Consider the following 21,933-nt stretch of genomic DNA (forward strand, 5'->3'; position numbering starts at 1 on the left):
TCAATCGAGCCTAAAGTTTGTCCGGGTATGGCCGAAAACATGGCAAGCGTCCAAATACCCAGAGGTTTTTTTATCATGGTCATCGATTTCAGTCGTTTGAATAACACCCAGGCTTTGCCGGGCAATACGCGCACCAGCGGGGCCAAGGACAGCGTAGAAGCCAAGTCCCAGCCAGCACCTGCGGCCAAGACAGAACAGGCCGGCGCCAGCCAAAGCGGGGAGTCCGTACACCTGAGCAATGAGGCTCAACAGTTGCAGAAGGTCACTGACTCGCTGCGCGATCAACCGGTTGTCGACAAGTCCCGTGTGGCCGAGTTGAAACAGGCAATCGCCGATGGCAGCTATAAAGTCGACAGCAACCGTATAGCCAGCAAGCTGCTTAACTTCGAAGCCGAGCGCTAGGCAAAGGCCTGCGCAGGGCTTTTGGACGCTTAAAACCCAAGGCCAGCCATGCACCACGACGAACATTTGCTTCAACTGATCATTGATGATCTGGCGCCGACGCAACATTTGCTCGAGCTGCTCAAAGAGGAATCCCTGGCCCTGTACGGCCGGGACATGCGCTTGCTGGAAGAAATCCTGGCACGCAAACAGTCGCTGATCGTACTGCTCGAACAGCATGGCAAGAAGCGCAGCGAGATTCTCATCAGCCTCGGCCTGCCGGCAGACCACGACGGCCTCGCCCAACTGGCTAGCCACTCCTCGGTCGGCGATCAATTGCTGGCGCAGAGCACAGCACTCAATCAATTGCTCGCCCAGTGTCAGGAAGCCAACCTGCTCAACGGTCAGTCGATCCAACTGCAGCAAGCTACGACCGCCAATCAGTTGCGTATACTCCACGGCGGAGAGCCTCCGGCCCTCTACAACGCCCAAGGCTCTACTTCACGCCTGGTCAAGCCAAGCACCCGCAGCCAAGCCTGACGCCGGTTTACAGCGCGACCTATCCAAGGCGTGCTACATACTGGCAAAATGCCGGTTCTTGCGTGTAGTCGTATTTTGTCTGGAGATGGAAGAACCGTGTTCAACGCCCTTAACGCGGAAGATGCCCCGCAGCCACCGAAGGTCCTCACCACGCCTCTGGAAATCGCCGGCACTTTGCGGATGCTGCAAGAAAGCCACGACCCGCTGATCATTACCTTCCACGAACGCAGCCAGCGCTTCCAAAGCTACCTGGTGGACGTTGATCGGAACAGTAAGACGCTGGCACTGGACGAAATGATTCCCCGTGACGGTGAACGCTACCTCGAGAATGGCGAATCCTTCCGTATCGAAGGCTTCCATGAGGGCGTGCGCGTCGCCTGGGAAAGCAACGGCACCCTGACCATCAGCGAAAAAGACGGCCATCGCATCTACACCGGCAGCATGCCCGACGAAGTGGTTTACCATCAGCGCCGCAACGCTTTCCGCGCCGCGCTGAAGCTTGCCCAATTGGTGAACATCGAGCTGGGTGGCGAGAAACTCAAGGCGCCGATCAGCGGCAAACTGCTGGACATTTCCGCCACCGGTTGCAAATTGCGCTTTGAAGGTGACATCTCCGAGCGCCTGCAATTGGGCCAGGTCTACGACCGCTTTATCGCTGCCCTGCCCTTCGGCAGCATGACCACCTCCGTCGAACTGCGTTACCTGCACTTCGAAGAGAAGATCAACACCACCTTCGCCGGCGTGCGCTTCCACAACATGAGCGGCCTGGTACAGCGCCAAGTGGAGCGGTTTGTGTACCAACTGCAACGTGAAGCTCGGCGCTTCGACAAGGACGACGATCTTTAAACCTTAAAGATCTCGGCAAAAAAAACGGGCAGATCCTAGTGGGATCTGCCCGTTTTTTTTGCACTCAGGGGCGCGCCCTGCTCAAGTCATGAGGATGATCATCGGGGTCCGGGTGTTCCGGTAGCGCTTCAACTGCGGGCTCATCTGCCGGCGACTGCGGATCGGTTTCAGGGTTAGGGTCAGGGTCAGGGTCAGGGACTGCAGCTTGTTGCATTTGCTCCTGCACCACCGCCTCGTCTACCCGAGGATCCAGGCATGCCACGAGCGGCGAGCTGGACATGCTGTCGGGCATCGCAACGTGATGCAGCGGCGCATCGTCAACCTGATGCAGGTTGGTCACCGCCTTCGGCCGGATACGCCACACCAGGATCAACGCACACACGCTGAAAAACGCATACAACATGTGACTGCCAAACAGCTTCATGAGTACACCGGCCAACAGTGGCCCGATGCTCGCGCCGACGCCATAGGTCACCAGCAACATGGCCGTCAGCGACACCCGGCGATCACCTTCCACATGGTCGTTGGAAAACGCCACCGCTAACGGGTACAAGCAAAACTGCACCAGGGAACACAAGAACCCCGCCACGAACAGCACTTCCAACGGCACCTCTGTCAGCACGGCCAACGGCAACGCCGCCACCGCCAGACACAAGGCAAAGGAACGAATCAGCAATGCGCGATCGTAGCGATCCGACAACCATCCCAACGGCCACTGCACCACCAGCCCAGCGAAAATGCAGCACCCCATGAACAGACCAACCTGCTCGGTGGTCAGGCCTTGCTGGGAGGCATAGAGCGGCGCCAAACCGTAGAACGAACCCACAATCAACCCCGCGCCCAACACAGTACTCAGCGACTGCGGCACACGCTTGATAAAGAAGCGCGGCTCCATCGGCGCTGGATGCAGAGGGGCTGGGTGAATGCGTCGGGTCATAGCCACCGGCACCAGGCACAGCGCGAAGCACAGTGCGACCAGCATCAGCAATTCGAGGCCCAACTGTGGATGCATCACCAGGATCAGCTGACCCAGCACCAGCCCCAGGTAGGACGCAATCATATAGCCGCTGAACACCACGCCACGTTGCTTGGCATCTGCCTGCTCATTGAGCCAGCTTTCGATGACCATGTACTGGCACATCATCCCAAGCCCCACGATCATTCGCAGAACAATCCAGGCCGGCAGCCAGTTGATCAGACCGTGGCCCAACACCGCCGCCCCAACAATCCCGGCACAAGTGGCATAAGCCCGGATGTGTCCGACCCGGGCGATCAGGCGATGCCCGATCTTGCCGCCCAGTACCAGACCAAAGTAGTTGGCCGCCATCAGCGCGCCCACCCACAGACTGTCAACATGGTCGGCCGCCAGGCGCAAGGCCAGGTAGGTACTGAGCAGGCCGGAGCCGATCAGCATCATCAAGGAGGCGAAGTAAAGGGCTCGAAAAGATTTCCAGATCTGGCGCATCGGCGTTCCGAGCGGCTCCTTGCGGTGAGAGACAGGGCTATCGGCATGATAGTCCGGGGTTGCCGGGTCCGGACAGGCGATACGTGCTGTTTCCGGGGAATATTTTGCTTAATAGTTCAGACGCTGTGTAGCCGCGTGCAAGGTACACAGATTGCGATAAATACACTGTGCACCTGCTGTGAACCCTGATCGCCGGCAAGGTTCGACTCGTGCTTGAAAAGCAGCCACAAAAAAGCCCCGCCAGAACATTCTGGGCGGGGCTTTGGATCTGGTGTCCCAGGGCCGGTTCGAACGGCCAACCTTCCCCTTAGGAGGGGGATGCTCTATCCAATTGAGCTACTGGGACAAATGACAGCCATCGAGCCAAGAGCGCAGCGACGGACGGCGTGCATGTTAACGGCCGAGGTGGGTTTTGTCATGTCGTCCGTGGGCTTTTTGAGTGTAGGCCGATCCCTGCCTGGAGAACCCTGGTTTCATCCAGCAAACACGGACACTTGGTGCCATCGTGCAAAATGCCCTACCCCAAAACGCCATCATTGCAAATTGCAACCCCCCAAGGATTTAAAGTAGACTCAAATCATTGATTTTATTGAAGTAATAGATTGGCACAACACCTGCACCGTTTCTCCTACAAGACCCACTCAGCCAAGGCGTTAAGCGGAGAACCTAACCATGAACAGTGCCCTTCTGTTAGCCCTCAATACCGTAGCCCTGGCCACACTGGTGATGCTCCATTTTCAACCAACCAGTAGCAATGATCCGGCACAGATCACTCAGGCCGTGCCGCACTATCTGCAACAACGCCCGCAACTGGCGGTGATGACGCCTAACGCACAATCACCGGTACGCCTGACCCAAGGCAACCAATCTGCGCCTGCATCCGAACACTGGGTGTTCTGAGGAAATCGCTCATGACTAAAACTGCCTGGTTTTTTTTGTGCCTCACTGCCATCACTGGCATCACCGGCCTCAGCACCAGCGCTCAGGATGAGCAAACCACTGCGTTTATTGCCGCTGGCGTGTCTGCCAGCCTCCTGCTACTGAACCTTATCGTGGGGCGCCGAATCAAATTTGACCCGATTTTACGCTGACCTTCCCTCCTCCACGCCCGACCTTATGTCGCCTCACACTCGTAAATCGGCAAATTGCCACTAGTCTTAATGTTAAGGGCAAAAGGCCACTTTGCTATAGGATGTGCGACCTAAAACCCTGTGCGGCTTGGGCTTGCGGGGAAATTGCGTTCGGATACCTCCCCGCAGAATAGTTTTCAAACCAGTCCGCAAAAATGCAAATGAGTGCTGGCATAAAGCCTTTAGGGAGTTCAATATTTGTCACAGAATTGACGCCAAGGAACTGTCAAATCTGAGGCATGATGCGGCCTCTTTGCAATTCGGGTTGAACTTTGGTCGTGAGCCTTGTCTTAACACTCATCTTGCGGCCAATTCCAATAACCGCTCCCCTGAACTAACCGGTTAAATATATGCGCCCATTGAAACAGGCAATTTATTCCAGCCGTACGGCTGACAAGTTCGTCGTACGTCTGCCAGACGGAATGCGGGAACGCATTGCCGAGGTGGCTCGCAATCATCATCGCAGCATGAACTCCGAAATCATCGCGCGCCTGGAGCAGAGCCTTATTCAGGAAGGTGCGCTGGGCGAAGAGTTGAGCATGCGCCTGGACAGCCCCGAGCTGTCACTGCACGAACGCGAACTGCTGCAGCGTTTTCGTCAGCTCTCCCACCGCCAGCAAAATGCTCTCGTCTCGCTTATCGCGCACGACGTTGAGGCGGCCGCAGAAGCCAATTGATCTGCAACTGAAAGTCGAAGCCAGCCATGCGCTGGCTTTTTTTCGCCTGGGATTTGGGAAAGAGATACAAGGCGGAGGAAGATTTCCCCCGCCGAAAGGGATCAGAGCAGAAAGATCGTCGCCAACCCCAAGAAGATAAAGAAGCCACCACTGTCGGTCATCGCCGTAATCATCACACTGGCGCCCATTGCAGGGTCGCGCCCAAGGCGCGCCAAGGTCATAGGGATCAACACCCCCATCAACGCAGCCAGCAGCAAATTAAGAGTCATGGCGGCAGTCATCACGACGCCCAGCGACCAACTGCCATACAGCAAATAGGCCACGACACCGATCACGCCACCCCACACCAAGCCATTGATCAACCCCACCGCCAGCTCCTTGCGCATGAGGCGCGAGGTATTGCCGGTGTTGACCTGGTCGAGTGCCATGGCGCGCACGATCATAGTGATTGTCTGGTTACCAGAGTTGCCACCAATACCCGCAACGATAGGCATCAACGCTGCCAGAGCTACCAGCTTCTCAATCGAGCCTTCAAACAACCCGATCACCCGCGAAGCGATGAACGCAGTGATCAAGTTGACAGCTAGCCAGGCCCAGCGGTTACGCAGCGAACGCCAGACCGAAGCAAAGATATCTTCCTCTTCACGCAGACCCGCCATATTGAGGACTTCGGTTTCACTTTCCTCACGGATCAGGTCGACCATTTCATCAATGGTCAGACGACCGATCAGCTTGCCGTTCTTATCGACCACCGGGGCCGAGATCAAATCATAACGCTCGAACGCCTGAGCGGCATCGTAGGCGTCCTCATCCGGATGGAAACCAACCGGATCGCTCGCCATAACGTCCGCGACCATCTTCTCCGGATCATTGACCAGCAGGCGCTTGATTGGCAAAACACCCTTGAGAATGCCTTCGTAGTCAACCACAAACAATTTGTCGGTGTGGCCAGGCAGCTCTTTGAGGCGGCGCAGGTAACGCAGCACCACTTCCAGACTAACGTCTTCACGGATGGTGACCATCTCGAAGTCCATCAGCGCGCCGACCTGATCTTCATCATAAGACAGTGCGGAGCGCACACGCTCACGCTGCTGACTGTCGAGAGCCTCCATCAGCTCATGGACGACATCACGAGGCAGCTCAGGAGCCAGGTCAGCCAGTTCGTCCGCATCCATCTCCTTGGCCGCAGCCAGGAGTTCTTGATCGTCCATGTCGGCGATCAGCGTTTCACGGACCGAGTCAGATACTTCGAGGAGGATGTCGCCGTCGCGATCAGCCTTGACCAACTGCCAGAGGGTCAGTCGATCATCCAGCGGCAAGGCTTCGAGGATATAGGCGACGTCGGCGGAATGCAGGTCATCGAGTTTGCGCTGCAGCTCGACGAGATTTTGCCGGTGCACCAGGTTTTCAACGCGGTCGTGATTCGGACCTTCCTGGCGGTGCGTGAGATCTTCGACCACGCGCTGGCGCTGCAGCAGCTCGATGACTTGAGCCAGACGATCCTGCAGGCTTTCTTGTGTTTTCTTTACTTCTACTTCGGTCATAGGCGAACTCCACTCCCAGCAGCGGGGCACGCCGGAAGGATCAATCAGTCAATTCATGATTGGTAAAGCGGGGTACTGAGCAACTACTGGGTAAGTCCATGGAGGTATTCCACAAGCCCCGGCGGGGCTGACGGGCGCAATGATACACGCTGCGTGCGCTTTTAACGTTAAAAAACTGGAAAGAACAAGCGCTTGCGAGCCAAAGCTGAGCATTGGCTGCATCTATGAACTGCGACGACGTGGCCCGAAGGGAAAACACATGGGAGGGGAGAAAAAGCACAAATCCTACACAAACCCCAGACGGCAAAAAGCCCGCACTAGGCGGGCTTTTTGTTTGTATGGTGCACTCGACAGGATTCGAACCTGTGACCGCTCGGTTCGTAGCCGAGTACTCTATCCAGCTGAGCTACGAGTGCAGATTGTGTTTTTAGACCAGATCACAACTGGTTGAAGCCGAATCACCTGCATTGCTGCAACTGACTCTTAAATGGTGCACTCGACAGGATTCGAACCTGTGACCGCTCGGTTCGTAGCCGAGTACTCTATCCAGCTGAGCTACGAGTGCATTTGTTGCCGCGCATTATAGGCCGTTCAATCTCTATGTAAAGCTATTTTTTCGTTTAATTTCAACAACTTACGAAAAAACCAGATTGCAACGTACTAAGCAAATAATGGCGGAGAACGGGGGATTCGAACCCCCGACACCCTTTTGAGGTGTACTCCCTTAGCAGGGGAGCGCCTTCGGCCACTCGGCCAGCTCTCCGCAACACGGGGCGTATATTAACCACGTTCATCCCCGTTTGCAAACATAAAAAACGATAAAAATTAAAGGCTTGGTTCTTCGTCCTTCTCTTTCTTGATCCGCAGGTAGATTTCCTCGCGGTGGACCGCTACCTCTTTCGGAGCGTTAACCCCGATACGCACTTGATTGCCTTTGACGCCGAGCACGGTCACGGTGATTTCGCCATCACCGATAATCAGGCTTTCTGCGCAACGACGAGTCAAAATCAACATACCTTTCACCTCACGCATTTCAGTTCAGGAACAACAGTCTGCAAAAAAAGGCCTTCGACCTACGGCCAAAAGCCATAGTCCTACCGCCTAAGTATTGTCGAGCCCACGCAAAACAACATGCGCCCTACAAAAAAATGAAAGGCGCGGTAAACCGCGCCTTCCTGGCATTGCATCACTCGCCCTGTCGGGCCGGAGCGTCCAGTTCAAAAGCGGTATGCAGCGCGCGCACAGCCAGTTCCAGGTACTTCTCTTCAATCACCACCGAGACTTTGATTTCCGACGTGGAAATCATCTGGATGTTGATGCTTTCCTTGGCCAGGGCCTCGAACATACGGCTGGCAACGCCGGCGTGGGAACGCATGCCCACACCCACGATCGACACCTTGGCAATCTTGGTATCGCCGACCACTTCACGGGCGCCAATCTCGCTCGCGGTGTTCTCCAGGATCTTGTGGGCCGCATCGTACTCGTTGCGGTGCACAGTGAAGGTGAAATCGGTGGTGTTATCGTGCGAAACGTTCTGCACGATCATGTCGACTTCAATATTGGCGCTACTGATAGGGCCGAGGATCTTGAACGCCACGCCCGGAGTATCCGGCACGCCACGGATCGTCAGCTTGGCTTCATCGCGGTTGAAAGCGATGCCGGAAATGATCGGCTGTTCCATGGATTCCTCTTCATCAATAGTAATGAGGGTGCCCGGACCCTCTTTGAAGCTGTGCAATACGCGCAGCGGAACGTTGTACTTGCCGGCAAACTCCACCGCGCGGATCTGCAACACCTTGGAACCGAGGCTGGCCATTTCCAGCATCTCTTCAAAGGTGATCTTCTCCAGGCGCTGCGCCACAGACACAACACGCGGATCAGTGGTGTAGACGCCATCCACATCGGTGTAGATCTGGCATTCATCGGCCTTGAGAGCCGCTGCCAATGCCACCCCGGTAGTGTCCGAACCACCACGCCCCAGCGTGGTAATGTTGCCGTGCTCATCCACACCCTGGAACCCTGCTACAACTACCACGCGCCCGGCTTTGAGATCAGTACGAATTTTCTGATCATCAATCTGCAGGATGCGCGCCTTGGTATGTGCGCTGTCGGTCAGGATGCGCACCTGACTGCCAGTGTAGGACACCGCAGGCACGCCACGCCTGTTCAGCGCCATTGCCAACAGGGCAATGGTCACCTGCTCGCCGGTGGACACAATCACATCCAGTTCGCGCGGCAGCGGTTGTTGATCGCCACTGATGGCCTTGGCCAGATCGATCAGGCGATTGGTCTCGCCGCTCATGGCCGACAGCACCACTACCAGGTCGTCGCCGGCATCGCGGAATTTCTTAACCTTGTCGGCAACCTGCTCGATTCTTTCGACAGAGCCGACCGAGGTGCCTCCAAATTTCTGTACGATCAAAGCCATTTCTAAGCCGCCTCAGCCCGTAAAGGGGCGCCCAATAAACAAATCTTCCAGCAACCGAACAAGCCCATGACTAGACCATGGGCTCATTAACAGCGCCTTAAATGCCTGCCTCGACGAACGGCACGGTCAGGGCCAGGGCCGCATCCAGGGAGCCGGCGTCCACACCACCGCCTTGCGCCATATCCGGACGACCACCGCCCTTCCCGCCCACTGCCGCGGCGGCTTGCTTCATCAAATCACCAGCCTTGAGTTGGCCAGTCAGGTCCTTGGTTACACCGGCAACCAGAACGACCTTTTCCTCATGGACACCGCCGAGCAGGATCACTGCGCGGCCGAGCTTGTTCTTCAACTGATCGACCAAGGCCAACAGCGCCTTGCCGTCCTGACCGTCCAGACGCACAGCCAGGACTTTCACACCTTTGACGTCCAGCGCGCTGGCCGACAGATCGTCGCCCGCCGCACTGGCTGCCTTGGCCTGCAACTGCTCCAACTGCTTCTCCAGCGCACGGTTGCGCTCCAGGACAGCGGACAGTTTGTCGATCAGGTTGTCGCGGCTACCCTTGACCAGGCCCGCCGCTTCCTTGAGTTGTTCTTCAGCTGCATTGAGGTAGGCCAGGGCCGCAGCACCGGTCACCGCTTCAATACGACGCACACCAGAAGCCACACCACCTTCGCTGATGATTTTCAGCAGGCCGATATCGCCGGTGCGGTTGGCGTGAATACCGCCACACAGCTCCACCGAGAAGCTGCCGCCCATGCTCAGCACGCGCACTTCGTCGCCGTACTTCTCGCCAAACAGCGCCATGGCGCCTTTCTTTTTAGCGGTTTCGATATCGGTTTCTTCGGTTTCAACCGCACTGTTCTTGCGAATCTCGGCGTTGACGATGTCTTCCAAGGCCTTGATCTGCTCAGGTTTGATCGCTTCGAAGTGGCTGAAGTCAAAACGCAGGCGTTGACTGTCAACCAACGAACCTTTCTGCTGCACATGCTCACCCAATACCTGACGCAACGCGGCGTGCAGCAGGTGAGTAGCGGAGTGGTTCAAAGCGGTTGCATGCCGAACGTCAGCATCGACCTGAGTGTCTACCGGCGCGCCTACCGTCAAGTTACCCAACACCAGCACACCGTGGTGCAGGAAAGCACCGCCGGTCTTGGTGGTATCGCGCACGTCAAAACGACCGGACGTCGAACTCAGGAAACCACAGTCACCGACTTGGCCACCGGACTCAGCGTAAAACGGTGTCTGGTCAAGGACCACAACCGCTTCTTCACCCTCATTCAAGACGTCGACCGACTTGCCATCTTTATAGATAGCAACAATTTTTGCCGAGCCCACAGTGGCGTTGTAGCCGGTGAACTCAGTCGGTACGTCAACCTTGACCAGGGTGTTGTAGTCCAAGCCAAAGGAGCTGGCGGAACGGGCGCGAACGCGCTGGGCTTCCATCTCACGCTCAAAACCCGCTTCATCGACGGTCAACTCGCGTTCGCGGGCGATATCAGCGGTCAGGTCCATCGGGAAGCCGTAGGTGTCGTACAGCTTGAACACCACGTCGCCCGGCACCACGGTGCCTTTGAGTTCAGCCAGGTCCTGTTCCAGAATCTTCAGGCCATGCTCCAGTGTCTTGGAGAACTGCTCTTCTTCGGCCTTGAGCACGCGCTCGATGTTGTCTTGCTGCTGCTTGAGTTCCGGGAAGGCTTCGCCCATCTCGGCTACCAGCGCGGCAACGATTTTGTAGAAGAAGCTGCCGGTGGCGCCCAGCTTGTTACCGTGACGGCAGGCGCGACGGATGATACGGCGCAGCACATAACCACGACCTTCGTTCGACGGCAGCACGCCGTCAGCAATCAGGAAACCGCAAGAACGGATGTGGTCCGACACAACCTTGAGCGAAGACTGGCTTTCGTTGGCACAGCCAATAGCAGCGGCCGAAGCGCTCAGCAGGTTGGTGAACAGGTCGATTTCGTAGTTGGAGTGAACGTGCTGCATCACCGCACTGATCCGCTCCAGGCCCATGCCGGTGTCCACCGACGGCGCCGGCAGTGGATGCAACACGCCATCGGCGGTGCGGTTGAACTGCATGAACACGTTGTTCCAGATCTCGATGTAACGGTCGCCGTCTTCTTCCGGCGAGCCCGGCGGGCCACCCCAGATGTCGGCGCCGTGATCATAGAAAATCTCGGTGCAGGGGCCGCACGGGCCGGTATCGCCCATGGTCCAGAAGTTGTCGGAGGCGTACGGCGCGCCCTTGTTGTCGCCGATGCGGATCATGCGCTCGACCGGCACACCGATTTCTTTGGTCCAGATGTCATACGCTTCGTCGTCGGTTGCGTAGACGGTGACCCAGAGTTTTTCCTTCGGCAACTTCAGCACGCCGGTCAGGAAAGTCCAGGCAAAGGTGATCGCATCTTTCTTGAAATAATCGCCGAAGCTGAAGTTACCCAGCATCTCGAAAAAAGTGTGGTGGCGGGCGGTGTAACCCACGTTTTCCAGGTCGCTGTTCTTGCCGCCGGCGCGTACGCACTTCTGGCTGCTGGTGGCGCGGGTGTAAGCGCGCTTTTCCTGGCCCAGGAAGCAGTCCTTGAACTGGTTCATGCCCGCGTTGGTGAACAGCAGGGTTGGGTCATTGCCTGGGATCAAGGAGCTGGAGGCTACACGGGTGTGGCCTTGCTCTTCGAAGAAGCGAAGGAAGGCTTCACGGATTTCTGCGCTTTTCATTAGGTTCTTCCACGGAGGCTGCGGCCAAAGGCCAGTGCGCAACATCATCAGACGGAGCGACGGCAAAGGGCCGCATTATATCGGCCCTTTGCCGGTGGTACAGCGTGTTTATGCGATAGAGACGCTCAATTAGACGGTCTGCACTGTCATTTCCGCGAGAATTCGACGAATGCCTCAAGCACTCGCTCAATCTGCGCCCGGCTGACGTCCAGATGCGTGACCATGCGCAGGCGTGGCGCAGCCGTCAACTTGATCCCTCGCTCGGCGGCAAACGCTTTCAAAGCCTGCGCCTGATCACCAATCTGCACGTAGACCATGTTGGTCTGCACCGGCTCCACCGTATAACCAGCCTTGCGCAGCTCATCGCCTAGCCATTGGGCGTTGGCGTGATCCTCGGCCAGGCGCTGCACCTGGTGATCCAGGGCATACAGCCCCGCCGCTGCCAGGGAACCGGCCTGACGCATACCACCGCCGACCATCTTGCGTAGACGCCGAGCCTTGACGATCAATGCCGTGGAGCCACACAGCACAGAGCCAATCGGCGCGCCCAGGCCCTTGGACAAGCACACCGACACCGAATCGAAATGCTGGGCAATCTCTCGGGCATCCACCCCCAGCTTGACCGCCGCGTTATAAATCCGCGCGCCGTCCAAATGCAGCGCCAGGCCGTGTTCACGGGTAAACGCCCGCGCCTTCGCCAAGTATTCCAACGGGAGTACCTTGCCCTGCATGGTGTTTTCCAGCGCCAGCAAACGGGTACGAGCGAAGTGAAAGTCGTCCGGTTTGATCGCCGCCAGCACGTGGTTCAAGTCGAGGGAGCCGTCCGGCTGGACTTCCAACGGCTGCGGCTGGATCGACCCAAGCACCGCCGCACCGCCGCCTTCGTATTTGTAGGTGTGGGCCTGCTGCCCGACGATATATTCCTCACCGCGCTCACAGTGAGCCATCAACGCCAGCAGGTTGCTCATGGTGCCAGTGGGCACGAACAACGCCGCCGCGAACCCCAGGCGCTTGGCCAACTCGGCCTCCAGGTGGTTGACGCTGGGGTCTTCGCCATAGACGTCGTCGCCGCTGACGGCGCTGGCCATGGCGTCCCGCATACCGGCGGTGGGTTGGGTCACGGTGTCGCTGCGCAGATCGATCACAGACATGAAACAAGCCTCTAGAAGGTTATGTAAGTTCCTTTTGTGAGTGATTACTGCGGGCAAAGCCACGGAATATCAAGCCCTGCCTGCATTCAATCGAATACCAACCAAACAAACCGATATAGCTTATCGATACGACGATCGTGCAGTTTTTGAAAAACCATGTTAAAAACTCTCCGCCGCCAGGGTTCTGGCGACAACGTTCTCAGGGCGGGGTGTAATTCCCCACCGGCGGTAATTACACGCAATGTGTATAGCCCGCGAGCGCTTGGCGCCTCGAACTGCTCACGCAGGACGGCGACAAGGTCAGCAGACCCGGTGTGATCCCGGGGCCGACGGTCATAGTCCGGATGAAGAGAGAACGGGATTGGCACCTAAGGGCCGAACGCCGAACTCATGCGCGCATGACGAAGCTGTCCGTACCCTTAAATCCCATTCGATTCATAACGCCCTGTTTTTTTCTTAAACAGGAGTCAGAACATGCAACCCACCGCAATCGACAGCAAAAGCAAACACCATCACGGCGAACGTATCGCGTTTATCCAGGCCTGCTGGCACAAGGATATTGTCGATCAGAGCCGTAAAGGCTTCCTCGCCGAAATCATCGCCCAGGGCTACCAGGAATCGGACATCGATTTCTTTGAAGTCGGCGGTGCCTTTGAAATGCCCCTGCACGCCAAGCTACTGGCCAAGACCGGTCGTTACGCCGGTATCGTCGCCGCTGCGCTTGTGGTGGACGGCGGGATCTACCGTCACGAATTCGTGGCCCAATCGGTGGTCAGCGGCCTGATGCAGGTACAGCTCGAAACTGAAGTGCCGGTATTCTCGGTGTCCCTGACCCCGCACCACTTCCACGCCGGCAGCGAACACCACGCGTTCTTCCACGACCATTTCGTGCACAAAGGTCAGGAAGCTGCACGCACCTGCGCCGACACCCTGCACAAAGTTCGCGCGATCCGTCGTAGTGAGCCGCGTGCTGTAGCAGTCTAAGCAACACTGTAAAACCAATGTGGGAGCAAGCCCGCTCCCACATTTGGATCCGGTTAAGTCTTAAGATTTATGCCAACCCGGCATCCGTAGTCGGCACAATCAATATTCCCGCTCGCAAGCCATTCTTCACCTTCGGGTTAGGAAAGATGATGCGTGCGCCCTCCTCCTCGATCACCCAGCGGGTCTTGGCCACGTCTTCGGCCAGTAAATAACCCTTCGCCAACGGCGAGAAGTTTTCCACATCCGCCGGTAAGTGAAGCAGGAACGCATCGCTGTGCTTAATCACTTCGCGCGAGACGGCGAACAGTTGCAGGCCATCGAGACTGTCGGTCTCAGGTTCGGTGCCTTCGATAATTTGCTTCAAGCGAGTTTCCAGGCGCGAAACATCCACACCCTGGTTTTGTCCGAACGGCCGCGCCTTGCCCAACTCCAGGGTGAAGGCCTCGGCATCGAGCTGCTCATAAGTAAACGCTGTGAAGGTGATCGAGGTCTTGTTCTGCAACAGCACCGCTTCCATACCGGCGGCACGCAAACGCTCCAGCTCACGGCGCGAATGCTGACGCCCCTCCTTCCACGGGTACAAGGCGAACTGCTCGATCTTCGAGCCACGGATGGCTGTGTGCAGGTCGTAATGCAGGCGCGAACGGTCAGGCAAGCTGAAGAAACTGCGAGCCAATTGCTCCAGCTCGGCGGCGCGCATGGCTTCGGGGCCAATGTTTTTTTCATGACGGCCGTTGAACAGCCGGTTGACGTCCAGTTCGATATAACGCTCGCCGCGGCGCATGGCCTCGGGGTTGCCGAACAGGAACAGAATACGGGTGCGGGGTTTGATCTCCCCACGGGCGATGCCATGCAACAGGCGGTCGAGCAGTTCGATCGGCGCCGTTTCATTGCCATGGATGCCGGACGACAGCAGCAAGTCGCTGCCGTTGTCCAACGCCTGCGGCGGGCGCACCTCAAGTACGCCCTCGCTGAGCCAGCGCATTTGCACGCCGTCGACAGTCAGTTGAATTTTTTGCGCCGGTTCACGACCGGCGAGGGTCAGTTCAAGCAGTTTGCCGAGGGCGAGCATAAGCAGCTTCCTTAGTGGTTGCAGCCTGGGCCGTGGACGTGATCGTCGTCGTCACCTTCAACGTCGGCCGGTTCCATTTCCAGTTGCAGGCTCATCAGGTTGGTGGCCAATGGGCGCATCAGCAGGTTGGCGTATTCGGCGTCGCCTTCTTCCACATCCACACCGATCAGCAGTTGGCCGCGACCGTCGTGCTGGATCCAGATTTCCTTGCCCTGCCAGACCACGGCGACGCGGGTGCAGGAGGTTTCCAGCTGGGTGCCATCGGTGTCTTCAAGAATCAGTTTCAGGGTGTCGGTGGTCATAACAATAGTTCTCAGCCGTATGGCGTTAATTGATCTGGAAAGGATAAACCGAGCCCAGTTTAAGGATTTGCGTCAGTTCATCCAGTGCCGTCCGGCACTCAAGCAGCAATTGCGGGTCAGCCAAGTCGGTTTCACGCAGGCTGTCGCGGTAGTGCTTGTCGACCCATTGGGTCAGCGTCTCGTACAACGGCGCGGTCATGATAACGCCTGGATTCACCGCTGCCAGCTCAGTTTCATTCAACGCCACGCGCAAACGCAGGCACGCCGGGCCACCGCCGTTCTGCATGCTTTGCTTGAGATCGAAGACTTTCACTTCACGAATCAGCCCGCCGGAAGCGGTCAACCCTTGCAGGTAGTGCCAGACGCGTTCGTTGGCGCGGCATTCTTCCGGCACGATCAGCAGCATCGAGCCGTCGGCGCGCGTCAGCAACTGGCTGTTGAACAGGTAGGAACGCACTGCATCTTCGACGCTGACCTGGGCACGCGGTACACATACCGACTGGAAGTTACCGCCCAGCTTGCCCAACTTGCCTTGCAGCTCGGCGAGCATCTGCTCGGTCTTGAGGAACGCATCCTCGTGATAGAACAGCACCTCGCCGTTGCCCACGGCGATCACGTCGTTATGGAACACCCCGGCATCGATCACCGCCGGGTTCTGTTGACCGTAGACCACGCCTTCATCTTTCAGGCCATGCAAGCGCGCAACGGCCTGGGACGCTTCCAGCGTCTGGCGTGCCGGGTACTTCTGCGGGGCCGAGTAACGGGTGTCGAACGCACTGCGGCCGAACACGAAAAACTCGACGCCAGCCTCGCCATATTCACGGCAGAAACGCGTGTGGTTGGCCGCGCCTTCGTCGCCGAACTGCGCCACCGCCGGCAATGCGGCGTGATGGGCGAAGTGTTTTTGGTCGGCAAACATAGCCCCCAGTACACGGCTGGTGGTCGGATGCTCAATGCTGCGGTGGTATTTGCAATTGAGGTTGGCAGCCGTGAAATGCACGCGGCCATCGGCCGTGTCGGCGCTTGGGCTGACAGTGGCAGCGTTGGCCACCCACATGCTCGACGCAGAACAGCTGGCAACCAGCAGCGGCATGGCCTGCTTAGCCGCTTGCTGGATCACCTGCGCGTCAGTACCGCTGAAACCAAGGTTGCGCAAGGCAGCCACATCAGGACGTTCCTGCGGCGCCAATACACCTTGTACAAAGCCCATTTCCATCAGGGCTTTCATTTTCTGCAGCCCCTGCAACGCCGCTTCCTTCGGGTTCGAAGATTGCTGGCTGTTGCTCTGGGACGCGACGTTGCCGTAGGACAAACCGCCGTAGTTATGGGTCGGCCCCACTAGACCGTCAAAATTGACTTCACAGGATTTCATCGGCGAGGCTCCACGAACATCTGTTTTTATAGGCTTCAACTTGTTAACCCGGTCAACTGTGGGAGCTGGCTCCCACATTTAGATCAAGGTAATGCCGGGGGTCAGCGTTGCTGGAACCACCAGGCTTGGAGTTTCCAGCGACGCCACCGGGTACGCGCAATAATCCGCCGCGTAGTACGCACTGGCGCGATGGTTGCCCGAGGCGCCTACCCCGCCGAACGGCGCAGTGCTGGCGGCGCCGGTCAGTTGTTTGTTCCAGTTGACGATACCGGCGCGGCTTTCCAGCCAGAACTGCTGGTAACGCGCTTGCGAATCCGACAACAAACCCGCAGCCAAGCCGTATTGGGTGTTGTTGGCCTCGGCAATCGCCGCTGCAAAGTCAGCGTAGCGGATCACTTGCAACAGCGGGCCGAACAGTTCTTCGTCTGCACGCTCGGTCACTGCAGTCACATCGATGATGCCCGGGGTCAGCAAGGCAGCCTGATCCTGTGGCTGAGTCATTTCCAGCAGCGCCACGGCGCCATTGGCTAACAACAGTTCTTGGGCGTCCATCAACGCTTTGGCTGCACCCAGGGAAATCACCGAGCCCATGAACGGCGCCGGTTGTTGGTCGAACGCACCGACTTCAATCGTCGAGCTAACCGCCACCAGGCGCGCGAGCAACGCATCACCCCAAGCGCCTTCCGGCACCAGCAGTCGACGGGCACAGGTACAACGCTGGCCAGCCGAGATAAACGCCGACTGGATAATGGTGTAGACCGCCGCATCCACGTCAGCGACTTCATCCACCACCAACGGATTGTTGCCACCCATTTCCAGGGCCAGGATCTTGTCCGGGCGCCCAGAGAATTGCTGATGCAGGTGATTGCCGGTGCGGCTGGAGCCAGTGAAGAACAAACCGTCGATACCCGGATTGGCCGCCAGGGCGATACCGGTTTCCCGCGCGCCTTGCAGCAGGTTCAACACGCCCGCCGGCAAGCCGGCTTCGATCCAGCACTGCACCGTCAACTCGGCAACTTTCGGGGTCAGCTCGCTCGGTTTGAACAGCACGGTGTTACCCGCCAGCAACGCCGGGACGATATGCCCATTCGGCAAGTGCCCTGGGAAGTTGTAGGGACCAAACACCGCCACCACACCGTGGGGTTTGTGGCGCAGTACGGCGGTGGCGTCGCCCAATGGGCCGCTCTTCTCGCCGGTACGCTCGCGGTAGCTTTGCACCGAGATCGCGATCTTGTTGGCCATGCTGGTGACTTCAGTGGCTGACTCCCACAGTGGCTTACCGGTTTCTTCACCGATGCAGCGCGCAATTTCATCGGCACGGCTTTTCAGCGTGGCGGCGAAGGTTTCGAGCACGCCGATGCGCTCTTCCAGCGAACGCTTGGCCCACGCCGGAAACGCCTGACGCGCAGCCTGCACAGCGGACTCGACTTGCTCGGCGGTGGCACCATTACCAGCCCACAGCACCTGTTGAGTCACCGGGTTGCGCGATTCAACCAGCTCCCCCTGGCCAGCCAGCCAGGACCCTGCGATATACAACGAGTTCATTACTTCGACTCCCGAGCAGCGGACAACGGTACGGCACGCACTTGATCACCCACCACCAGTTTCAGGCGTTTAGCGGTCTGCGGATCGACCACCAATGTGCCCGCCGCCAGACGGGCGGGAGCGGCGGTGATACGGCACTCCTCGCGCTTGCGGTTATGAATCAGGAACGGCGTGGCATCGTCCCCCGGCGTACCGATGGCCAGTACCAACGACTGGCTGTCTCGCACCGCACGAATCTTGCTGGTTTCACACTCCACCGCCGGGCCGGCGTCGAAGATATCGACATAACCCTGGTAGCTGAAACCTTCACTCTTGAGCATGCTCAGCGCGGGCTCGGTATCCGGGTGGACCTTGCCGATCACATTGCGCGCATCCTCGGAGAGGAAGCAGCTGTACAGCGGAAACTTCGGCATCAGTTCGGCGATAAACGCCTTGTTGCCCACACCGGTGAGGTAGTCGGCCTGGCTGAATTCCATCTTGAAGAAGTGACGGCCCAGGCTTTCCCAGAATGGCGAACGCCCCGCGTCGTTGGACACGCCACGCATCTCGGCGATGATCTTGTTGCCGAACAGTTGCGGGAATTCGGCGATAAACAGCAGGCGCGCCTTGGCCAGCATGCGGCCATTGAGGCCGGTGCGGTAATCGGCGTGCAGGAACAACGAGCACAGCTCGGAATTGCCGGTGAGGTCATTAGCCAAAAACAGCGTCGGAATCTCGCGGTAGATATTCAGCTCCTGGGAGGCGCTGACAGTCAGGCCCACCCGGAAGTTGTACCAAGGCTCGCGCAGGCCAACGGCGCCGGCGATGGCAGAAATCCCCACCACTTGGCCTTCGTCGTTTTCCAGCACGAACAGGTAATCGGCATCACCGCGCCCGGCGTCGCCGCGAAAGGTTTTTTCCGCCCAGCCAACCCGATGGGTCAGGCGCTCTTCGTTGGCCGGCAAGGTGGTGAGGCCGGTGCCGGTGCTGCGCGCCAGATCAATCAGGGCTGGTAAATCGCTGCTGCGTACGGGACGAACGATCATGCTATCTCCTCAGACGGGCCGCTGTGCAGCCACCCGCGAAACTCTGTTTTAAACCGCTACCAGGCGCACACTCGCGCCCTCGCCAACACCCAGGGCTTCGGCCGTTTCCAGGTCCAACGTCACCGGTTTACCAGGTGCGTAGTCCAGCTCCAGCATCAGCGCGCGGTAATCCTGCAACTGCGCGTTGCTCACCAGGTACTGGCGGCCTACTCCTTTGACCATCTCACCGATCTTCACCGGCACTACGCGGCTCTGGGCGATCGAGCGAATGCCCGAAACCCGCGCGTGCAGCGTTGGGCCGCCGTCGAAGATGTCGATGTAGTGGTCGGTCTCGAAGCCTTCGCGCATCAGGATGTCGAAGGTGATCTGCGCACGCGGGTGTACCTGGCCCATCGCTTCCTGGGCTTCGTCCGGCAGTAGCGGCACGTAGATCGGGTAGTGCGGCATCAACTCGGCGAGGAAGGTGCGGCTTTTCAGCCCACACAGGCGCTCGGCGGCGGCGTAGTTGAGGTCGAAGAAGTTGCGGCCGATGGCATCCCAGAACGGCGAGTCACCGTTCTCGTCACTGTAGCCGACGATCTCGGTCACCACCGAGTCGGCAAAACGCTCGGGGTGGCTGGCGACGAACAGCAGGCGACCACGGGAATTGAGTTCCGACCACGGCGAACCGACCAGCTCCGGCACCACATAAAAACTGGTGAGCAGGCTGTTGCCGGTGAGGTCGTGGCACTGGGAAAGCACGTGGATCTTGTTGTGGATCTTCAGCTCGCGCGAGGCATGCACGAAGGTCTCGTTACGAAAACTGTAGAAAGGCTCCGAGTAACCAGCCGAAGCGACGATGGCCGAACAGCCCGCCAGCTTGCCGGTCTCGGTGTCTTCGAGCACGAAGAAATAGCTTTCTTCACCGTTGAAACTGACCTCGGCCGCGAAGGACGCTTCGCTGGCGGCGATCTTGTCGCTCAGGCGCTCCACATCGTCCGGCAAGGAGGTGACACCAATCGGGCTGTCCGCAGCCAGACGCTGTACCTCGCCCAGATCAGCCATTTGCGCGGGGCGCATCACCAGCATGGTGTCACTCCTTAACTCGAAAAACTCACAGAGGGAAAAATGCCGGACTCAGGATCTGGACTCACACACCTCTCAATGTGCAAGCAGACCCATGTGGGAGCTGGCTTGCCTGCGATGGCATCAGCTCGGTCTCACTGAAAGACCGAGTTGTCTGCATCGCGGGCAAGCCCAGCTCCCACATTTGATTCGGTCCGGCCTATAGAATTTTTGCTCGACGCCTGATCGCCAGGCGCCGAGCGGCGCATCAGGCTTGCGTCAATGTCTTCACAGCACGCTCGAAACGATCCAGGCCTTCCTGGATGTCGGCGTCTTCCACCACCAGGCTTGGGGCGAAACGCACCACGTCCGGGCCGGCTTGCAGGATCATCAGGTTTTCTTTCTCGGCCGCGTTGAACACGTCCTTGGCCTTGCCTTTGAAGGCATCGCTCAGCACACAACCAATCAGTAGGCCCATGCCGCGCACCTCAGTGAAGATGCCGTATTGCTTGCCGATCTGCTCCAGACGCGCCTTGAACAGGTCGTGCTTGGCATTCACGCCAGCCAGCACTTCAGGGGTGTTGATCACGTCAATCACCGCTTCCGCCACCGCACACGCCAGCGGGTTGCCGCCGTAGGTGGTGCCGTGGGTGCCGACGACCAAGTGCTTGGCCAAGGCTTCGGTGGTGAGCATGGCAGCAATCGGGAAACCGCCGCCCAGGCTCTTGGCACTGGTGAGGATGTCCGGCGTCACGCCGTAATGCTGGTAAGCGAACAGCTTGCCGCTGCGGCCCATGCCGGTTTGCACTTCGTCGAACACCAGCAGCGCGTCGTTTGCGTCGCACAGCTCGCGGGCGCCTTGCAGGTAAGCCAACTCGGCCGGCAGTACGCCGCCTTCACCCTGGATCGGCTCCAGCACTACGGCGCAGGTCTTGTCCGACACGGCGGCTTTCAGCGCGGCCAGGTCGTTATAAGGCACGTGTGTGATACCGGTGATTTTAGGACCGAAGCCATCGGAGTACTTCGACTGGCCACCGACGTTAACGGTGAACAGGGTACGGCCGTGGAAGCTGTTCAGCGCGGCGATGATTTCGTATTTCTCGGTGCCGAAACGGTCAAACGCGACACGACGGGCCAGCTTGAACGCGGCCTCGTTGGCCTCGGCGCCGGAGTTGCAGAAGAACACGCGCTCGGCAAAGGTGGCGTCGATCAGCTTATGAGCCAGGCGCAGGGCCGGTTCATTGGTGAAGACGTTGGAGACATGCCACAGCTTGTTGGCCTGTTCGGTCAGTGCACCGACCAGCGCCGGGTGGGCGTGGCCCAATACGTTGACCGCGATGCCGCCGGCAAAGTCGATCAGCTCGCGGCCCGCCTGGTCCCATACGCGCGAACCTTCGCCACGCACGGGGATGAATGCGGCAGGTGCGTAGTTGGGAACCATGACCTGGTCGAAATCGGCACGTTGCACCGGGGCTTGCTCAACGGACATCGGAGTCTCCTGAAGAGGAACGCCTGCCTGGAACTGGCGGGCGATGCTGGGATTGTAAGGACAGTTTTCAGCGCGACCTTGTCGCCAAGCGACAACTTCTTATAGCGCAAACCCGTGTTTTCAGCGGGTTTACGCCAATGCGACAAATAGCGTCGCAATGGCGCAGTTTAAACTGCCCAGGGGTTTTGCGGCAGGGCCAAAGGCAGCCGATTGAAACAAGGC

The 21,933-nt window shown here is 58.4% G+C and carries 20 protein-coding genes, 4 tRNA genes and 1 riboswitch; of the genes, 7 read left to right on the plus strand and 17 right to left on the minus strand.

Features of this window, described 5'->3' with window-relative positions; all coding sequences use genetic code 11:
• Nucleotides 1-75: 75 nt before the first annotated feature.
• The 3 genes from flgM (at nt 76) to BFL40_RS06710 (ending at nt 1,767) form a co-directional block, all read left to right on the plus strand.
• Complete coding sequence (gene flgM, locus BFL40_RS06700) at nt 76-402, plus strand: flagellar biosynthesis anti-sigma factor FlgM (protein WP_071483205.1); 327 nt, start codon at nt 76-78, stop codon at nt 400-402.
• A gap of 48 nt (nt 403-450) precedes the next feature.
• Entirely contained in the window at nt 451-921 is a 471-nt protein-coding gene (locus tag BFL40_RS06705; protein WP_071483206.1) for a flagella synthesis protein FlgN, read from the plus strand.
• A 96-nt stretch (nt 922-1,017) separates the two neighbouring features.
• Nucleotides 1,018-1,767: a flagellar brake protein gene (locus BFL40_RS06710; protein WP_071483207.1), complete on the plus strand. Its 750-nt coding sequence runs from the start codon at nt 1,018-1,020 to the stop codon at nt 1,765-1,767.
• A 64-nt stretch (nt 1,768-1,831) separates the two neighbouring features.
• Here BFL40_RS06710 and BFL40_RS06715 read toward each other — a convergent pair whose 3' ends face one another.
• Both BFL40_RS06715 and BFL40_RS06720 read right to left on the minus strand, forming a co-directional pair.
• Nucleotides 1,832-3,232, minus strand: coding sequence for an MFS transporter (locus tag BFL40_RS06715; protein WP_071483208.1), 1,401 nt, complete (start codon nt 3,230-3,232; stop codon nt 1,832-1,834).
• A 269-nt stretch (nt 3,233-3,501) separates the two neighbouring features.
• Nucleotides 3,502-3,578: transfer RNA gene (locus tag BFL40_RS06720), tRNA-Arg, on the minus strand.
• Nucleotides 3,579-3,904: 326 nt separating this feature from the next.
• Here BFL40_RS06720 and BFL40_RS06725 point away from each other — a divergent pair.
• The 3 genes from BFL40_RS06725 to BFL40_RS06735 all read left to right on the plus strand — a co-directional run bounded on the left by BFL40_RS06725 (nt 3,905) and on the right by BFL40_RS06735 (nt 5,039).
• Nucleotides 3,905-4,132 carry a hypothetical protein gene (locus tag BFL40_RS06725; protein ID WP_071483209.1) on the plus strand — a complete coding sequence of 76 codons (228 nt, stop codon included), beginning with the start codon at nt 3,905-3,907 and terminating at the stop codon, nt 4,130-4,132.
• Between the two features lie 11 nt (nt 4,133-4,143).
• On the plus strand, nt 4,144-4,323 hold the full coding sequence (locus BFL40_RS06730) for a PA3371 family protein (RefSeq protein WP_071483210.1): 180 nt from the start codon (nt 4,144-4,146) through the stop codon (nt 4,321-4,323).
• 389 nt (nt 4,324-4,712) lie between these two features.
• Entirely contained in the window at nt 4,713-5,039 is a 327-nt protein-coding gene (locus BFL40_RS06735) for an Arc family DNA-binding protein (RefSeq protein WP_003193592.1), read from the plus strand.
• A 101-nt stretch (nt 5,040-5,140) separates the two neighbouring features.
• Here BFL40_RS06735 and mgtE read toward each other — a convergent pair whose 3' ends face one another.
• The 8 genes from mgtE to ltaE all read right to left on the minus strand — a co-directional run bounded on the left by mgtE (nt 5,141) and on the right by ltaE (nt 12,878).
• Nucleotides 5,141-6,583: a magnesium transporter gene (mgtE, locus tag BFL40_RS06740; protein WP_071483211.1), complete on the minus strand. Its 1,443-nt coding sequence runs from the start codon at nt 6,581-6,583 to the stop codon at nt 5,141-5,143.
• A gap of 339 nt (nt 6,584-6,922) precedes the next feature.
• A tRNA-Arg gene (locus BFL40_RS06745) sits at nt 6,923-6,999 on the minus strand.
• 72 nt (nt 7,000-7,071) lie between these two features.
• Nucleotides 7,072-7,148: transfer RNA gene (locus BFL40_RS06750), tRNA-Arg, on the minus strand.
• Between the two features lie 107 nt (nt 7,149-7,255).
• A tRNA-Ser gene (locus BFL40_RS06755) sits at nt 7,256-7,346 on the minus strand.
• A gap of 62 nt (nt 7,347-7,408) precedes the next feature.
• Nucleotides 7,409-7,597 carry a carbon storage regulator CsrA gene (csrA, locus tag BFL40_RS06760; protein ID WP_003175645.1) on the minus strand — a complete coding sequence of 63 codons (189 nt, stop codon included), beginning with the start codon at nt 7,595-7,597 and terminating at the stop codon, nt 7,409-7,411.
• A gap of 172 nt (nt 7,598-7,769) precedes the next feature.
• Entirely contained in the window at nt 7,770-9,011 is a 1,242-nt protein-coding gene (locus BFL40_RS06765; RefSeq protein WP_071483212.1) for an aspartate kinase, read from the minus strand.
• Between the two features lie 97 nt (nt 9,012-9,108).
• Entirely contained in the window at nt 9,109-11,727 is a 2,619-nt protein-coding gene (alaS, locus tag BFL40_RS06770; protein WP_071483213.1) for an alanine--tRNA ligase, read from the minus strand.
• 146 nt (nt 11,728-11,873) lie between these two features.
• Nucleotides 11,874-12,878: a low-specificity L-threonine aldolase gene (ltaE, locus tag BFL40_RS06775; RefSeq protein ID WP_071483214.1), complete on the minus strand. Its 1,005-nt coding sequence runs from the start codon at nt 12,876-12,878 to the stop codon at nt 11,874-11,876.
• Nucleotides 12,879-13,069: 191 nt separating this feature from the next.
• A riboswitch (FMN riboswitch) is annotated at nt 13,070-13,239 on the plus strand.
• Between the two features lie 113 nt (nt 13,240-13,352).
• Between ltaE and BFL40_RS06780 the strand changes: the two genes are divergently transcribed.
• Nucleotides 13,353-13,862 carry a 6,7-dimethyl-8-ribityllumazine synthase gene (locus BFL40_RS06780; RefSeq protein WP_071483215.1) on the plus strand — a complete coding sequence of 170 codons (510 nt, stop codon included), beginning with the start codon at nt 13,353-13,355 and terminating at the stop codon, nt 13,860-13,862.
• A 67-nt stretch (nt 13,863-13,929) separates the two neighbouring features.
• Here BFL40_RS06780 and astE read toward each other — a convergent pair whose 3' ends face one another.
• The 7 genes from astE to BFL40_RS06815 form a co-directional block, all read right to left on the minus strand.
• Entirely contained in the window at nt 13,930-14,934 is a 1,005-nt protein-coding gene (gene astE, locus BFL40_RS06785; protein ID WP_071483216.1) for a succinylglutamate desuccinylase, read from the minus strand.
• Between the two features lie 11 nt (nt 14,935-14,945).
• Entirely contained in the window at nt 14,946-15,236 is a 291-nt protein-coding gene (locus BFL40_RS06790) for a hypothetical protein (protein WP_003214319.1), read from the minus strand.
• Nucleotides 15,237-15,261: 25 nt separating this feature from the next.
• Nucleotides 15,262-16,608, minus strand: coding sequence for an N-succinylarginine dihydrolase (astB, locus tag BFL40_RS06795; protein ID WP_071483217.1), 1,347 nt, complete (start codon nt 16,606-16,608; stop codon nt 15,262-15,264).
• Nucleotides 16,609-16,686: 78 nt separating this feature from the next.
• Nucleotides 16,687-18,153, minus strand: a complete 1,467-nt coding sequence (gene astD, locus BFL40_RS06800; RefSeq protein WP_071483218.1) for a succinylglutamate-semialdehyde dehydrogenase — start codon at nt 18,151-18,153, stop codon at nt 16,687-16,689.
• Entirely contained in the window at nt 18,153-19,178 is a 1,026-nt protein-coding gene (gene astA, locus BFL40_RS06805; RefSeq protein ID WP_071483219.1) for an arginine N-succinyltransferase, read from the minus strand. Before astA ends, astD begins: the two co-directional genes overlap by 1 nt.
• Before the next feature lie 48 nt (nt 19,179-19,226).
• The gene (gene aruF, locus BFL40_RS06810) at nt 19,227-20,246 is read right to left on the minus strand and encodes an arginine/ornithine succinyltransferase subunit alpha (RefSeq protein WP_071483220.1); all 1,020 of its coding nucleotides are present in this window, start codon (nt 20,244-20,246) and stop codon (nt 19,227-19,229) included.
• A 244-nt stretch (nt 20,247-20,490) separates the two neighbouring features.
• Nucleotides 20,491-21,711 (minus strand): aspartate aminotransferase family protein, encoded by a 1,221-nt coding sequence (locus BFL40_RS06815; protein ID WP_071483221.1) that lies wholly within the window; start codon nt 21,709-21,711, stop codon nt 20,491-20,493.
• Nucleotides 21,712-21,933 lie beyond the last annotated feature (222 nt).

Origin of the sequence: Pseudomonas costantinii (assembly GCF_001870435.1) — a bacterium.
In the GTDB taxonomy this organism is placed as follows: Bacteria; Pseudomonadota; Gammaproteobacteria; order Pseudomonadales; family Pseudomonadaceae; genus Aquipseudomonas; species Aquipseudomonas costantinii.

What these genes read in the sequence shown, in the direction of transcription:
- csrA (WP_003175645.1), bottom strand. Translation starts at nt 7,597, where the DNA reads ATGTTGATTTTGACTCGTCGTTGCGCAGAAAGCCTGATTATCGGTGAT.
- BFL40_RS06705 (WP_071483206.1), top strand. Translation starts at nt 451, where the DNA reads ATGCACCACGACGAACATTTGCTTCAACTGATCATTGATGATCTGGCG.
- BFL40_RS06715 (WP_071483208.1), bottom strand. Translation starts at nt 3,232, where the DNA reads ATGCGCCAGATCTGGAAATCTTTTCGAGCCCTTTACTTCGCCTCCTTG.
- astA (WP_071483219.1), bottom strand. Translation starts at nt 19,178, where the DNA reads ATGATCGTTCGTCCCGTACGCAGCAGCGATTTACCAGCCCTGATTGAT.
- aruF (WP_071483220.1), bottom strand. Translation starts at nt 20,246, where the DNA reads ATGCTGGTGATGCGCCCCGCGCAAATGGCTGATCTGGGCGAGGTACAG.
- BFL40_RS06735 (WP_003193592.1), top strand. Translation starts at nt 4,713, where the DNA reads ATGCGCCCATTGAAACAGGCAATTTATTCCAGCCGTACGGCTGACAAG.
- alaS (WP_071483213.1), bottom strand. Translation starts at nt 11,727, where the DNA reads ATGAAAAGCGCAGAAATCCGTGAAGCCTTCCTTCGCTTCTTCGAAGAG.
- BFL40_RS06730 (WP_071483210.1), top strand. Translation starts at nt 4,144, where the DNA reads ATGACTAAAACTGCCTGGTTTTTTTTGTGCCTCACTGCCATCACTGGC.
- BFL40_RS06790 (WP_003214319.1), bottom strand. Translation starts at nt 15,236, where the DNA reads ATGACCACCGACACCCTGAAACTGATTCTTGAAGACACCGATGGCACC.
- flgM (WP_071483205.1), top strand. Translation starts at nt 76, where the DNA reads ATGGTCATCGATTTCAGTCGTTTGAATAACACCCAGGCTTTGCCGGGC.
- BFL40_RS06815 (WP_071483221.1), bottom strand. Translation starts at nt 21,711, where the DNA reads ATGTCCGTTGAGCAAGCCCCGGTGCAACGTGCCGATTTCGACCAGGTC.
- astD (WP_071483218.1), bottom strand. Translation starts at nt 18,153, where the DNA reads ATGAACTCGTTGTATATCGCAGGGTCCTGGCTGGCTGGCCAGGGGGAG.
- astB (WP_071483217.1), bottom strand. Translation starts at nt 16,608, where the DNA reads ATGAAATCCTGTGAAGTCAATTTTGACGGTCTAGTGGGGCCGACCCAT.
- ltaE (WP_071483214.1), bottom strand. Translation starts at nt 12,878, where the DNA reads ATGTCTGTGATCGATCTGCGCAGCGACACCGTGACCCAACCCACCGCC.
- astE (WP_071483216.1), bottom strand. Translation starts at nt 14,934, where the DNA reads ATGCTCGCCCTCGGCAAACTGCTTGAACTGACCCTCGCCGGTCGTGAA.
- BFL40_RS06780 (WP_071483215.1), top strand. Translation starts at nt 13,353, where the DNA reads ATGCAACCCACCGCAATCGACAGCAAAAGCAAACACCATCACGGCGAA.
- BFL40_RS06725 (WP_071483209.1), top strand. Translation starts at nt 3,905, where the DNA reads ATGAACAGTGCCCTTCTGTTAGCCCTCAATACCGTAGCCCTGGCCACA.
- mgtE (WP_071483211.1), bottom strand. Translation starts at nt 6,583, where the DNA reads ATGACCGAAGTAGAAGTAAAGAAAACACAAGAAAGCCTGCAGGATCGT.
- BFL40_RS06765 (WP_071483212.1), bottom strand. Translation starts at nt 9,011, where the DNA reads ATGGCTTTGATCGTACAGAAATTTGGAGGCACCTCGGTCGGCTCTGTC.